Raw genomic sequence first — 13,335 nt, forward strand, 5'->3', positions numbered from 1 at the left:
AACGTCAGTAAAGTCGGTTTTACAGAAGTGTTACAGTAAAATATTGCAACACACGCGAAATAAATCCGGCGCTTAGGCGGATTCCTGCGTTGTTTCAGCTTCATCCTGCGCAGCTTCGATCACGACCTCCTGCGCGACCTCAAGCGCGACCGGAGACGATGTGGGGTAAATAGGCGCAATTGAAGCAGTTTCGTCAACAACAACATAGGCCCGCTGGGTCATTCGATAGGCAGCATAAGCGGCTATTGCAAACATCAGCGTGGCAATGAACAGGAAGAACCCCTGTGGCCCAAATACCGCACCGCCCATCAGCCAACCGGTGATCAACGGCCCCGCGATAGCGCCAAAACCGTTGATGAACACCAGTCCGCCCGACGCTGCAGCCATATCCTCGTATTCAAGGTAATCATTTGTATAGGCAATCAGCAGCGAATACAGCGGGTTGGACATTCCACCGATAAAGAATGCCACGACCAAAAGAACTGGAAGTGTCACCCCGAAGACCATGCCGGTCAGCGCGCTCATCCCGCCGAGCGCAGCGGCTGACAGGATCAGGATGCGACGGTCCATACGGTCGGAAAACCAACCCAGCGGGTATTGCAGCACAAGGGCGCCGATATAAAAGGCCGCGACAAAGGTTGAAATTTCTGCAACCGACAAGCCGGCCTGCGCGCCATAGACAGCAGCCATCCCGAATTGCGCGGAAAACACACCGCCCAGAAGGAACATCCCGACGCAGCCAAGCGGCGAGGCATTCATCAACTGCCGGAGTGTCATCGGTTTCGTCGTGTCAAAAGCCGGCGTCGGAGAAATCGACAGCAGGATCGGCGCGAACGAAATCGAAACCAGGATCGAAGCGATCACGAAAGTCTCATAGCCCGCCGGATCACCCACCAACATCAGCGCCTGTGCGCTGACGACACCGGTCATCTGCACGATCATGTACAGCGACAGCGCTTGCCCGCGGTTTTCATTGCTGGCCGCGTTGTTCAACCAGCTTTCTGCCGTCACATACACGCCTGAAAAGCAGAACCCGATCACGACGCGCCCCAATGACCACGCAATCGGATTGGTCAGCATCGGGTACATGATCATCACGGCGGAAATAAACGAAGCCAGCGCGGCAAACACGCGAACATGCCCCACGCGCCGGATCATTTCGGGCGCAAGGCGCGACCCGCCCAGAAACCCGACAAAATATGCGGACATGACGAACGACATCTGAAGGGTCGAAAACCCCTCGATCTCGCCGCGCACGCCCAACAAGGTGCCCTGCAGACCGTTGCCGACCATCAGCAATCCCATACCAAGAAGAAGCGCCCATGCGCTGGAAAGAACCTGAAGCATGCTGCCACCTGGAATTGCCGACGTGCTGTACGTCTTGGGATCAAAAAACCTTTTGATCGCGCTTGTCTACGACATTGAAGGGACGCGATCCGGAAAACACGGCTTTTAAGGGATTAAAAGCGACGCATCCCCATACGAAAAGAACCTGTATTTCTGCGCCACAGCGTGATCGTAAACAGCCTTGACCCGGTCATGCCCCACCAGCGCCGAGACCAACATCAAAAGCGTGGATTTCGGCAGGTGGAAGTTCGTCATCAGGGCATCGGTGATGCGGAATTTGAAACCCGGGTAGATGAAGATGTCCGTGTCACCTTCCCAAGGCGCGATCTCGCCGCTTTGCGCAGCACTTTCGATCAGGCGCAACGCCGTGGTGCCGACGGGAATGACCCGATGACCCGCTGCCTTGGTTGCTTTGATTTCGGAGGCTGCCTGTTCACTGACACGGCCCCATTCCGCATGCATTTTGTGCGTCGTCACGTCCTCGACCTTGACCGGCAAAAACGTCCCGGCGCCGACATGCAGCGTGACGTATGTAAATTCGATCCCCCGATCCGCCAACGCCTGCATCAGCGGTTCATCGAAATGCAATGAAGCTGTCGGTGCAGCCACTGCGCCTGAATTCCGGGCCCAAATGGTTTGGTAGTCCGTCTTGTCCCGATGGTCCGCAGGCCGTTTTGCCGCGATGTATGGCGGCAGAGGCATAGCACCGGCTTGTTCCAGCGCGCGGTCGAAATCTTTACCTGTCACGTTGAACCGAAGGTAGGCTTGCCCATCCGCGATCCGCTGGAGCCGGGCGCTGAGTTCGTCCGAGAACACAATCTCTTCGTCAATTTTGACTTTCTTCAGGGGCTTGATCAGGGCGGCCCAGGTGCCGTCCGCCTGAGGGTCCAACAGAGTGGCCTCGATCGCGGCGGAGACCGGCCCTTGGGCACTGTTCCGATAACGGCGGCCATTGAGGCGCGCAGGGATCACACGGGTGTCGTTCAACACCAGCCGGTCCCCCGGTTGCAGCCATTGCGGCAGGTCGAACACGTGCTGGTCACTGATCTCGTCCCCCTGTGCAACCAACAGGCGCGCGGAGGAACGCGGCGTCGCGGGCCGCGTGGCAATCAGGTCTTCAGGCAGATGGAAATCAAAATCACTCAGCTTCATGCGCGCGCCATACATGGACAGGACAGATTCGGCCACAGGTCAGATTACCGGTCTTCTCCGCGCGTATGCTGGGCTGGATTAGGTCTGTCGGGGGTCGCATTGGGCCCGTCCGAAACGGTCGGCGCAGGGGCTCGCATCAGGTTCCGCAAAAACAATGGGGCCAGTCCGGAGAGCGGATTTACGGAAACCTGCGGATTGGTCAGTGGACCGGTCAGAGTATAGTTGAACGCAAAGATCCCCTCACCCTTGCGGCTCAGAACGCTGCCGACGGCGTTCAGCAAGTAGATAGGAGAGATCGCACCACGCAGATTCAGCGTTCCGGCCACTGTATTGACCGTGCCGTCAAAAGACAGGCCCATCGACGGTCCGACCGCACTGCCGCTCAGCACTTTGACTTCGGTTGGGGTGACACGCATCTTGCTGTCGATGGCCGAGAAAAAGATGCCCTGGCCTGCCATTTCATCCAACAGCCCGACCAGACTGATCGCGTTCAGAAGCGCGGCCATGGCCGGAGCATCCTTGATCCGTGTATTCCGGATTTTGAGATCCACATCGTAATCTCCCGGTGCGGTCGCCGGCTCCAACTGCAGATCCAGCGTACCTTTGCGGGCCTGTGTTATCAAACCTGCTGACCGCAGAACTGCACCGGCATCGGCAGACGTCAACCGGACTGCGCTACGCCCGCCGCGCGGAGAAACCTGTCCCTGAATTGGAGCTCCCCCGTTTACCTGCGCCCTGAAAGCGCCGGTCAATCCGCCTGTTGTCTGGAATGAACCGTTCAAGCCGGTCAGCGCCACGGTTTCGGTGACCTGCAACCGGTCCAGATTGACATCCAGCTTTGGCCCCGGCCCACCACTACCGGCGCCGCTGCCAAAGGTTGCCCTGGCCAAGTTCAGCACCCCGCCCAAAACCCGAATATCGGGAAGGCCGGCGCCGCGGCCGATAAGCTCGGCGGGTACGGCCAGCCAGTTCCCGATCTCGAACGAACTGAAGTTTACACGGTCAAAGGCTCCGTCCTTGAACGAGATCGACGCGGTGGTGCGCAGCCCGGCAGCTTCGATGCGCAATTGGTCAACACTCAACTGCTCACCCAAGGTTGCGACGGCGGTCATTGTTCCGGCATTACTAGTCGCCTTGCGCCACCCCAACTCCGGAATTGCCAACCCTACCCCAACGAGATCGGACTGCGCTTCGAGACTGGGCGGATCGCCCGCTCCGATACCGACCGTGAAATCCGCAAGCCCCTGCCCGGTCAGCATTCCAGGGGGCAGCCCGGCATTGATCTGATCCATCAGACGCGGAGAAAGCTCAATCTGTCCGGCGACCTGACTGCCCTGAGGCGTATCCCCCCCGATAGGTTGCGACCATTTTGCCTGAACCGGCACATCACCGAACAGTCCATTGCCGTCGATCGAGACCTGAGACTGATCTCCGGTCAGACGTAAACGGTCCGCGCTGACTTCAAATCCAGGCACCAGCTTTTCGCTGTCGATGTTGGACAGGTTTCCGGCAAAGTGAAACCGGGTGTCTTCCAGCTTGAGCCCCTTAATCATGGGCAACGACAAGGTTCCGGTCAGTTGAACCTGACCATCCGCCAGATCCACGGGCAAATTGGCCTTGGTCAACAGTTGCAACGGCGGTCGGTCCAAAAGCGACAGGGCGGCCGTAACGCTGCCCTTGGCCTGAATCCTTGCAATCCCCGGGGTCGATTTCTTGATGCTGGTATCCGGAATAATATAAGACGTGCCGGCGGCATCCACGGCTCCGCCCTGGTCGGCGACGACGATCCCCTTTTGCGCTGTGACAGTGAAGCGACGGTTAAGCAAGCTCGCCTGCCCCTGCGCCTGTTCGACCGGCGGCAAGGTCTTTGCAAATCGGACCTTGGTCTCGGCAAATTCAAAGTCCGCATAAATATCCGGCTTGGTGTCAGGTTTTAGACGCAGGGCGAAATCCAGATCAGACATCTCGCCGTGGAAAATGTTCTCGGTCACCCATTTGCGGGGCTTGGGGGCCAGCAACTCCGGCCAGTATTTCAGCACCTGCTGCGACGGCATTTGATCGATTTGCGCGTCGATCTTGGCAGCCCAGCCCTCGGGTAATCCAGCAAGTTCGCCGCTTAGTCTCAGACGGTGTTCACCGTCTTCAACCGTTACTTGACCCAACCGCACCCGGAACGGCGCCAGCTTTAATTGCAGATCCACGTCGGCCCGCGTCAGATTCAGCGCTTCGGGAAACAAGTCCGCCGGATTGATCTCGATCGCACTCAGCCGAAACTGCCCGGACATGCTGTCGAGCCGGCCGTCCTGCACACCCTGCAAAAAGGTCTTACCCTCTCCATGGACCGTCCCCCAGGCCGAAACGACCGAAACTTCGTTGAAGTCCAGAACCTGCTGAACCGGGTCATATGTGAAATAGGTACGGGCGGACTCGAACCTGACGGGGCGTGTTTCCGGGTTTGGTTGCACGGCGCCCTCACCAAGATTCAACGTGGCAAAGACGGGTCCCAACGCGCCTTCCGCGTCGACGCTGCCGCGCAGCGCCCCTGAAATTGGCGTCCTGAGCACCTGCATCCACGCCAAAGCCGGACTGTGGCCCGCAACGTCTTCTGCAGGCAGGTCGGTGATCGTCACCCCGAACTCTGCGGCCGCGCTGTCAAGGGAGCTGGTGTAATTTGCCTCGATCCCGCTGACATAATCCCGGCCAGCCAGGACCGAAAATCCAGTGGCCAGACGCACCTGCTGCGCAGTTCGAGTGGCGAGGATGTGCCCACCGTCCAATATCCAGGACCGTCCCTGTCGCAGATCCTGATAGTCCAGCGTTATCGCGTCCAGTTCAACCGAAGTCAGCGCCGACAAGGCCGGCGATTTGAAGATATCGTCCGAGGTTTCGATCAATTGGGCAAGGTTTGGCGCCTGGCCGACCGGTGCGCTACCGGACCCAACCGTCAGAGACAGCGCGCCGTCCAATCCGCGCGTCAGTGCAATCTGCGCGCCTTGCAGGATGATGCGTTTGGGCCGGACATGTCCCCGTAGCAGTGGCCGCATTGCGAGGCTGGCGCGCAGGTCGGACACCTCTGCAATCTGCTGACCCGCCGCGTCGCTGATGCGCACATCCGTCAACCGCAGTCGTGGCCGCCATCCTTCGTGAATGATGAAACTGACATCGCCAAATCGGATCTGAACGCCGCCCAGAGCCTGATCCAGTCGCGCCTCGACCCGGTCGCGCAACCAAACGGGCGCGTGCATCCGCTGGCCGATCACCATGAACGCCGACACGACCGCCAGAAACACCAGCACAAGTACGCCACGCAAGGTCCACAAAACGGCGCTGCGGCGGCGTGAACGGCGGTGCGGCTTTTTGCCGGTTTCTGTGCCTTGTTGTTGTTCTGGCTGCACCAATTTGCGTTCCACGTCTTTCAACCCGACGGCGGCGCCCTATGATACCGGGCAACCGTTAATTTTTCAGCCGGAGATCCCTATGCCCGACGTATCCGACATCGCACCCGATTTCACCCTGCCGCGCGACGGTGGGGGTCAAGTAACCCTGTCAGAGCAGCGCGGCAACGCGGTTGTTCTGTTCTTCTACCCTCGCGATGATACGCCGGGCTGCACCAAGGAATCCATTGGTTTCTCGGAACAACTTCAGACCTTTGCCGCTGCGGGCGCTCACGTTTTCGGGATTTCGCGCGACAGCGTGGCCAAGCATGACAAATTCGTCGCCAAGCACGGGCTGTCGACACCGCTGCTGTCGGACGAAGGCCAGACCGTGTGCGAGGATTACGGCGTCTGGGTCGAAAAGAACATGTATGGACGCAAATCCATGGGGATCGAGCGATCCACCTTCCTGATCGACGCCAAAGGGCGCGTTGCCCGTATCTGGCGCAAGGTCAAGGTGCCCGGTCACGTGGAAGAAGTGCTCGAGGCCGTGCGCGCACTGTGACGCCCCCTCGACCCCTGGGGCCATCCGGTCTATGTCGCGTTGAGATTTCGAACGGCGGAGCACACCCTTGCCCAAGACACTGACCCAGATGGCAACTGAGGTTTTGACAACCGCTGACGGGCGGGCCAAGACCGCGCTGTCACAGCAATACGCCGCCGATTGGTTCGCCGCGCGCAAGGGCGAGCGGTCACAGATCGAAATTGGCACCGCAACGCCGCCGCCTTCTCCTGCTCGCCCGGACCAACCCGAACTGCTGTCGCCGCGCGACGTGCCAAAGCGGCGACCGGGCACCGAAGCAGGACGGGTCGCTTTGCTGCACGCCGTGGCTCATATCGAGCTGAACGCGGTCGATCTGCACTGGGACATCATCGCACGCTTTGGCCACGTGCCGATGCCGATCGGGTTCTACGACGACTGGGTCAAATGCGCCGAAGAGGAATCGCGCCATTTCGAGATGGTCTGCGATTGTCTGGAACAGATGGGTAGCTTTTATGGCGCCCTGCCCGCCCATGCCGGGATGTGGCGCGCCGCCGAAGACACGGCGGAAGACCTGATGGGGCGCCTTGCCGTCGTTCCCATGGTACTGGAAGCCCGTGGTCTGGACGTCACGCCCGGCATGATCGACATCTTTCGCAAGGCCAAGGCAGATCAGGCTGTCGCTGCGCTTGAGGTCATTTATGCCGAAGAAGTCGGGCATGTAGCTTATGGCTCCAAGTGGTTCCATTTCCTGTGTGGGCGCGAGAATGCGGACCCCAAGGATGTGTTCCACACGCTCGTACGTCGTTACTTCCACGGAGCACTCAAACCGCCCTTCAACGAGGAAAAACGCGCCGAAGCCGGATTGCCGCCGGATTTCTATTGGCCTCTGGCCGAAGACTTGCCCGCCCCGGGTTCGACCCCTGATTGAATTTCAGACGCAGGTTTCGGCAATTTCCCGCCGATTCCAAGCGGGAAAACTGCGGTTATGCGGTCCGACTGGTCAACAAACTTGCCCCATTGACCCCACCCCTTTATGCAATCGCGTCAAGGAGCGGCCACTCACTCACGACCGGCTCCGCGATATGGGGACAACGAGGTACGACGCGTGCGAACACGTCTGGCAATCAAACTACACTCACTGCTCGAACGGCACTTTCCAGAACGCCGTGTATTTCTGAAATCCGACAATGATACTCGGTTCATCCGACTGAGCTCCGAAACTCAGGTTGCTGCTGTTGCCGGAGTCGCCGTAGTGGTCGGCTGGACGGCCGTCGCGACAGCGATCCTGCTGATGGACAGCATCGGGTCAGGGAATTTTCGGGAACAGGCGAGGCGCGATCAGGCCACCTATCAGGAACGCCTGAATATCCTGTCGGCCGAACGCGACGCCCGCGCGGCCGAAGCCCTGGCCGCGCATGATCGGTTTAACGCGGCCCTCGAACAGATTTCGGTCATGCAGTCCGAGCTGCTGGAATCGGAAAACCGTCGTCGCGAGCTGGAGACCGGGATCGAAGTTATCCAGACCACTCTGCGCGCAACCATGAAGCAGCGCGAAGAGGCCCGCGAAGAACTGGCGGTGCTGAAGCAGGTAACCGGCGGAGAAGCCTCTTACATGGCGGCCTCAGTCAACCCCGAGCAGATGGCGTTCATGACCGACGCTTTGGCGCGTACGGCGCTCGAACGTGACCAGATCGCCGCTAACGCACAGGGTGCGCTGGATCAACGCGACGAGCTGGAGCTGGAAATCCGGCTGATGCAGGAGCGGAACGAAGAAATCTTCCGCCAGATCGAAGAAGCCATGGTGATCTCGGTCGAGCCGCTGGATAAAATGTTCCGCAGCGCGGGCATGCCCACAGATCGCATCATCGAAGAGGTCCGGCGCGGATATAGCGGTATGGGCGGTCCGCTGACCCCTTTATCCTTCAGCACGCGCGGTGAGGAACTGACCCCCGACGAGATCCGCGCCAATACACTGCTGCAACAAATGGACCAGCTGAACCTCTACCGCATCGCTGCGGAAAAGGCCCCCTTCGCCAGCCCGGTGCGTGCAGCGGTTCGGTTCACCAGCGGATATGGTACCCGCCGCGACCCCAAGACCGGCGGGCGCCGCATGCATAACGGTGCTGATTTCGCTGGTGCGCAGGGTACGGATATCTTTGCCACCGCCGACGGAGTCGTCTCGCACGCGGGCTGGCAATCCGGATTTGGGCGGCTGGTGAAAATCAAACACGCCTTCGGAATTGAGACACTTTACGCTCATAACACCAAGATCCGCGTCAAGGTTGGCCAAAGGGTCTCGCGCGGGGATCATATTGCTGATATGGGTAGCACCGGACGGTCTACCGGCACCCATTTACACTATGAAGTGCGCGTGAACGGAAAACCTGTTAACCCAATGACTTACATCAAGGCTGCGAGAAATGTTTTCTAAGAGCAAAATCAACGAACCCGGCCCCAAAGAGACTGAGGCAGCGAAACCGGCCGCTCCGGCAACACCGGCACCTGCAGCGGCTGAGCCCAAAGCGAGCACCGCGCCGAAAGCAAAACCGCCTGCGTCGGTTCTGTCTTCCGACCTGCACATCACGGGCAACCTCAAGACGTCGGGTGACATTCAGGTTGAAGGTACTGTCGAAGGCGACATCCGCGCCCACCTTCTGACCATCGGCGAAACCGCGACGATCAAGGGCGAAGTCACTGCCGACGACGTGGTCATCAACGGCCGCATCGTGGGTCGAGTGCGCGGTCTCAAGGTCCGCCTGACCTCGACCGCGCGCGTTGAGGGCGACATCATCCACAAGACTATCGCCATCGAAAGCGGCGCCCATTTCGAAGGCTCGGTCCAGCGTCAGGACGATCCGCTGAACCCCGGCCGTAGCGGTAAGGCCGGCGCCAACCCGGCGGCGGAAGCCAAGCAGTAACTTAGCTGCAACTTCAAAAGATGCGAACGCCGCAGGTTTTTCTGCGGCGTTTTTCTTTGAGATAACATACGGACCTGCTGCTTCGCCAAGGATGCGGTTCAAACAGGAAGCAGGTTCCGGTTCGCACCGGACTGACATTCCTGCACCTCCGGGATTGCGCCAAATATTGGCGACAGGAACCAGATTTTCCTTTCGAAGGTTCGAAATCGACCTGTCGGCGTCGTTTTATCCGCAGAATCCTAGGGCACGTACCGTCAGATGGGGCGATCTCAGGAGTGCGCGAGCCCATGGTCTGCAATGAAAAGTTCGAAGAACTGCTGCAAGCAATATCGGATGTATACCAGGCAGAGTCCGATCCGATGGGACCGCATTCGGCACGTGCACTTGTGAACACACCTCCGGTACGCGCATTTGACGCGGTTCAACCGTGCCTTTTGGATGCGGGTATCCGAACAGTTCTGGCCAACAGCCAACACCCGGTTGCAGCGGCAGCTTTGAATGCGCACACGCTGTTGCCCTGGGGCTCAAACCCTGTCGAAGACAACACCGAAGCCGGAATTGCCGCCATGATCAGCGTTGCGTCGCTGATGGCCCCCGAAGGACCGATTCCCGCACCGGATGTCCGTCTTGGATTGGTCTATATGCGTCCGAACAGCTATTACCCTCTCCACCTGCATGACGCCGATGAAACCTATGTCATCGTCGCAGGCCGGGCATTGTGGACAGCCGGCGACGACATACAGATGCGCGGTTCTGGCGACATGATCCACCATCCCAGCCTGATGCCTCACGCCTTTCGCACCGGCCCCGAGGGTTTTGTGGCCCTTTGGCGCTGGAGCGGTGACATCAACACGCATTCCTACACTTTCGTGGAAGCGCCCGAGGCGGACCTGCTCGCCTGATCACCAATTCATGCGCCGATTGTCCAGCCGGTGCCCGAATGGATGAGCCGGTTTTCAATCCGAACCGTTGCCGAGCTTGTCGACACAGACCAAAAGCCGCGTAATACCTCTGCGATCAGGCCCTTCGTTTGGCTGGTCGAGGCAAAACTTGCCCACCTTTCACAATTTCACAAAACATGCTTTTTGAATTAACCTTAAAGTCGTTGTTTTCTGGAGGACTTTTCATGGCATCAAAACTCATGGCTGAATTCTTTGGCACCTTCTGGCTGGTTCTGGGTGGCTGCGGCAGCGCGGTACTGGCGGCGGGTGTCGCCGACGTGGGCATCGGCTGGCTGGGCGTATCGTTCGCCTTTGGTCTGACGGTTCTGACCATGGCCTTTGCGGTCGGTCATATCTCAGGCGGGCATTTCAACCCAGCGGTCAGCCTGGGGCTGATGATAGGCGGGCGCTTTCCAGCCAAGGACTTGCTGCCCTATTGGGTCGCGCAGGTACTTGGCGCGATTGCGGCGGCACTGGTGCTTTATCTCATTGTCAGCGGAGCACCCGGCTTCGACGGGGTCGGTAGCTTTGCCTCAAACGGGTACGGAGATGCTTCGCCCGAAGGGTATTCGCTGACATCGGCGCTGGTTATCGAAATTGTCCTGACAGCGTTCTTCATCCTGATCATTTTGGGAGCAACCTCCGATTGGGCCCCTGCGGGCTTTGCCCCCATTGCCATCGGCCTTGCGCTGACGCTGATCCACCTGATCTCGATCCCGGTGACGAACACTTCCGTGAACCCGGCTCGATCGACCGGAGTCGCCCTGTTCGCGGACGGCCCTGCATTGGCGCAACTCTGGTTGTTCTGGGTTGCACCACTGATCGGAGGGGCCGTTGGAGCGATCATATGGAAGGTGATGTCGCCAGACGACTGACATTTTCTCGATGGTGGTCGCTATTGGCGACCACCAAGCATCCATTTGCCATTCGGCCAGAAAGCATGAAAGGCAAAGGCAAACATTACATCGTGCACCACATCCCTTCCCTGTCCGTCACGGACACGTATTGACCCGATATCCCGACCTTTCGATATGCGCCCTGCATCCAGTGCCGAGGCCTGACCGGGAACCCAATGAATGATCACGCCACCTTCGCGCACCACATTTTCGCGGCTGAGCCGCGTCAGTGGCCACGCCCGATCACCGACGCGGACAACACGTTCGAGCGGGGGAATACCGTGGGGTGGAAGCTCACCGCTATACAGAAACGGCCGGCGCGACGTATCGTAGCCCCGGTATGGGTTACGCCCGTAATCCCGGTTGAACGCGGGTTCCGTCATCACCAGACCATCGGGATTGCGGGCTGTGTATTCTGCCCAGCTTTCCATCCAAGCCGGCAGCGCCCTGAGCTGGCGGCCCGTCATGCGCCCGACAATTGCCTCGCCGGTCGCCTGTTGCCACCAGCTTTGTGTTTCGCGGTCATACATGACCATATCCGAGTTTCGCAACTTGCCGGTCACTCCGAAAGTCAGAATGCCCTGCGGTGTTCGACGGTCGAAGACGAGGCCCGAGTTGCACAAGGGGCAATAGGTGACGGCGACCGGAACTCTTCCGATGCGGTCATTCACGATTTCGTGCCAAATCAGATACCGGATCGGATAGGCTCGCGGCGTCTGGCGCGGCAGTTCAACCGTGATGACGGGCTCGGAAGGGGTAATTGCAGAAACCCCCGAGGCACGGGCAAATTCTGGCCTGCTCAGGGCCGGTATTCCGTCCTTGGGAGGGCCGCCGGACTGAATCTCGGCCCAGCTCCTGATACTGGTCAGGCTAAAGTCGGTGTCCGGCCATTCGCCGCGCCACGACTCAGGTTCGGCCTGTGCAGCCGTGTTGAGAAAAACCAGCAAGACAGCAATGATTATGCGCACCGGACCATTCCGCCCTTCAGGCATCAGTTTGCCCCCGGTGCGAAGCTCTGACCAGCCCGGTACACGCGGATGTGACGCAAGCGGAGCAAGACACGTCCCGCGGAAGAAAAATGCCCGGCGTCGTTTCAGGCGCCGGGCATAGCGTCATTCTGTGACGGTGACCTTTTTCATCGCATCCGGCTGTCCGATCACCGCGCCGTTGGGGCCGTCCCCCCGCTTGATGGCGTCCACCACGTCCATGCCGTCAGTGACCTGACCAACGACCGTGTACTGACCGTTCAGGAAAGGGCCCGGCTCGAACATGATGAAGAACTGCGAATTGGCGCTGTCGGGATCCTGCGCCCGCGCCATGCCGACAACACCGCGATCGAAATTGTAGTCCGAAAACTCGGCCGGCAGGTCGGGACGATCCGATCCGCCAGTACCGGCCCGGCGCATGTCGCCACCCAGGCGACCATGTTGGACATCGCCGGTCTGGGCCATGAATCCTTCGATCACGCGGTGGAAAACGACCCCGTCATACTGACCCGCCGCAGCAATCGCCGCAATCTGTTCCACATGCTTGGGCGCAAGGTCTTCGAACAGATCGACCGTAACGGTGCCGTTTGCCCCCTCGCCTTCGATCTCGATCTGCAATCCGGTGGCCAGCGCCGGACCGGCCAACAGAACAAACGCGGAGGCCAGCTTAAACATCTGCAGCCACCTTGACGCTGATCATGCGGTCGGGGCTTGCAGGCGGCTCACCACGAACGATGGCGTCCACATGCTCCATCCCGTCGATGACGCGACCGTACACCGTGTACTGGCCGTTCAGGAAGTGGTTGTCCTTGAAGTTGATGAAGAACTGCGAGTTTGCCGAATCCGGGTTCTGCGAACGCGCAGCGCCCAGTGTGCCGCGGTCATGGGGCAGCTTCGAAAATTCTGCCGGTACGTTCGGCAGCGAAGACCCACCGGTGCCCGCCATACGCAGGTTGAACCCGTCTTCCATGTCACCGTGCTGAACATCACCCGTCTGCGCCATGAACCCGTCAATCACACGGTGAAAGGCCACGTTGTCATATTCACCACCGCGCGCCAGTTCCTTCATACGGGCGCTGTGCTGCGGGGCCACGTCCGGCAACAGCTCGATGACGACATTGCCGTCTTTCAGCTCGATGATGATTGTGTTTTCGGGATCCTTGATCTCGGCCATGAG

Annotated in this window: 12 protein-coding genes; 6 read left to right on the plus strand and 6 right to left on the minus strand. The window is 59.5% G+C overall.

Annotation, left to right across the window (positions count from 1 at the left end; all coding sequences use genetic code 11):
• Window positions 1–72: 72 nt before the first annotated feature.
• From AC2TDJ_RS14315 to AC2TDJ_RS14325, 3 genes are all read right to left on the minus strand, one after another.
• A complete protein-coding gene (locus tag AC2TDJ_RS14315; RefSeq protein ID WP_480843123.1) occupies window positions 73–1,347 on the minus strand; it encodes an MFS transporter in 1,275 nt (424 codons plus the stop codon).
• A 105-nt stretch (window positions 1,348–1,452) separates the two neighbouring features.
• On the minus strand, window positions 1,453–2,499 hold the full coding sequence (gene queA / locus AC2TDJ_RS14320; RefSeq protein WP_480843664.1) for a tRNA preQ1(34) S-adenosylmethionine ribosyltransferase-isomerase QueA: 1,047 nt from the start codon (window positions 2,497–2,499) through the stop codon (window positions 1,453–1,455).
• A gap of 44 nt (window positions 2,500–2,543) precedes the next feature.
• Entirely contained in the window at window positions 2,544–5,909 is a 3,366-nt protein-coding gene (locus AC2TDJ_RS14325; protein WP_480843124.1) for a YhdP family protein, read from the minus strand.
• Between the two features lie 67 nt (window positions 5,910–5,976).
• Between AC2TDJ_RS14325 and AC2TDJ_RS14330 the strand changes: the two genes are divergently transcribed.
• The 6 genes from AC2TDJ_RS14330 (at window position 5,977) to aqpZ (ending at window position 11,151) form a co-directional block, all read left to right on the plus strand.
• Entirely contained in the window at window positions 5,977–6,438 is a 462-nt protein-coding gene (locus AC2TDJ_RS14330) for a peroxiredoxin (RefSeq protein ID WP_480843125.1), read from the plus strand.
• A gap of 88 nt (window positions 6,439–6,526) precedes the next feature.
• Window positions 6,527–7,345 (plus strand): ferritin-like domain-containing protein, encoded by an 819-nt coding sequence (locus AC2TDJ_RS14335; RefSeq protein ID WP_480843126.1) that lies wholly within the window; start codon window positions 6,527–6,529, stop codon window positions 7,343–7,345.
• Window positions 7,346–7,522: 177 nt separating this feature from the next.
• Window positions 7,523–8,848, plus strand: a complete 1,326-nt coding sequence (locus AC2TDJ_RS14340) for a DUF5930 domain-containing protein (protein ID WP_480843127.1) — start codon at window positions 7,523–7,525, stop codon at window positions 8,846–8,848.
• Complete coding sequence (locus AC2TDJ_RS14345; protein WP_480843128.1) at window positions 8,838–9,335, plus strand: bactofilin family protein; 498 nt, start codon at window positions 8,838–8,840, stop codon at window positions 9,333–9,335. Before AC2TDJ_RS14340 ends, AC2TDJ_RS14345 begins: the two co-directional genes overlap by 11 nt.
• A 287-nt stretch (window positions 9,336–9,622) precedes the next feature.
• A complete protein-coding gene (locus AC2TDJ_RS14350; protein ID WP_480843129.1) occupies window positions 9,623–10,237 on the plus strand; it encodes a dimethylsulfonioproprionate lyase family protein in 615 nt (204 codons plus the stop codon).
• 224 nt (window positions 10,238–10,461) lie between these two features.
• On the plus strand, window positions 10,462–11,151 hold the full coding sequence (gene aqpZ / locus AC2TDJ_RS14355; protein ID WP_480843130.1) for an aquaporin Z: 690 nt from the start codon (window positions 10,462–10,464) through the stop codon (window positions 11,149–11,151).
• 20 nt (window positions 11,152–11,171) lie between these two features.
• Here the strand turns inward: aqpZ and AC2TDJ_RS14360 are convergent, their stop codons facing one another.
• The 3 genes from AC2TDJ_RS14360 to AC2TDJ_RS14370 all read right to left on the minus strand — a co-directional run bounded on the left by AC2TDJ_RS14360 (window position 11,172) and on the right by AC2TDJ_RS14370 (window position 13,332).
• Window positions 11,172–12,164: a DUF3179 domain-containing protein gene (locus AC2TDJ_RS14360; protein ID WP_480843131.1), complete on the minus strand. Its 993-nt coding sequence runs from the start codon at window positions 12,162–12,164 to the stop codon at window positions 11,172–11,174.
• A 120-nt stretch (window positions 12,165–12,284) separates the two neighbouring features.
• Window positions 12,285–12,833, minus strand: coding sequence for a peptidylprolyl isomerase (locus AC2TDJ_RS14365; RefSeq protein WP_480843132.1), 549 nt, complete (start codon window positions 12,831–12,833; stop codon window positions 12,285–12,287).
• Complete coding sequence (locus AC2TDJ_RS14370) at window positions 12,826–13,332, minus strand: peptidylprolyl isomerase (protein WP_480843133.1); 507 nt, start codon at window positions 13,330–13,332, stop codon at window positions 12,826–12,828. The genes AC2TDJ_RS14365 and AC2TDJ_RS14370 overlap by 8 nt, the downstream gene beginning before the upstream one ends.
• Between the last annotated feature and the right edge of the window lie 3 nt (window positions 13,333–13,335).

Source organism: Ruegeria sp. HKCCD6647-2 (assembly GCF_057221075.1).

Bases quoted from the DNA above. Each gene is read 5' to 3' on its own strand.
- AC2TDJ_RS14360 (WP_480843131.1), bottom strand. From the start codon at position 12,164: ATGCCTGAAGGGCGGAATGGTCCGGTGCGCATAATCATTGCTGTCTTG.
- AC2TDJ_RS14345 (WP_480843128.1), top strand. From the start codon at position 8,838: ATGTTTTCTAAGAGCAAAATCAACGAACCCGGCCCCAAAGAGACTGAG.
- aqpZ (WP_480843130.1), top strand. From the start codon at position 10,462: ATGGCATCAAAACTCATGGCTGAATTCTTTGGCACCTTCTGGCTGGTT.
- AC2TDJ_RS14335 (WP_480843126.1), top strand. From the start codon at position 6,527: ATGGCAACTGAGGTTTTGACAACCGCTGACGGGCGGGCCAAGACCGCG.
- AC2TDJ_RS14315 (WP_480843123.1), bottom strand. From the start codon at position 1,347: ATGCTTCAGGTTCTTTCCAGCGCATGGGCGCTTCTTCTTGGTATGGGA.
- AC2TDJ_RS14350 (WP_480843129.1), top strand. From the start codon at position 9,623: ATGGTCTGCAATGAAAAGTTCGAAGAACTGCTGCAAGCAATATCGGAT.
- AC2TDJ_RS14365 (WP_480843132.1), bottom strand. From the start codon at position 12,833: ATGTTTAAGCTGGCCTCCGCGTTTGTTCTGTTGGCCGGTCCGGCGCTG.
- queA (WP_480843664.1), bottom strand. From the start codon at position 2,499: ATGAAGCTGAGTGATTTTGATTTCCATCTGCCTGAAGACCTGATTGCC.
- AC2TDJ_RS14330 (WP_480843125.1), top strand. From the start codon at position 5,977: ATGCCCGACGTATCCGACATCGCACCCGATTTCACCCTGCCGCGCGAC.
- AC2TDJ_RS14370 (WP_480843133.1), bottom strand. From the start codon at position 13,332: ATGGCCGAGATCAAGGATCCCGAAAACACAATCATCATCGAGCTGAAA.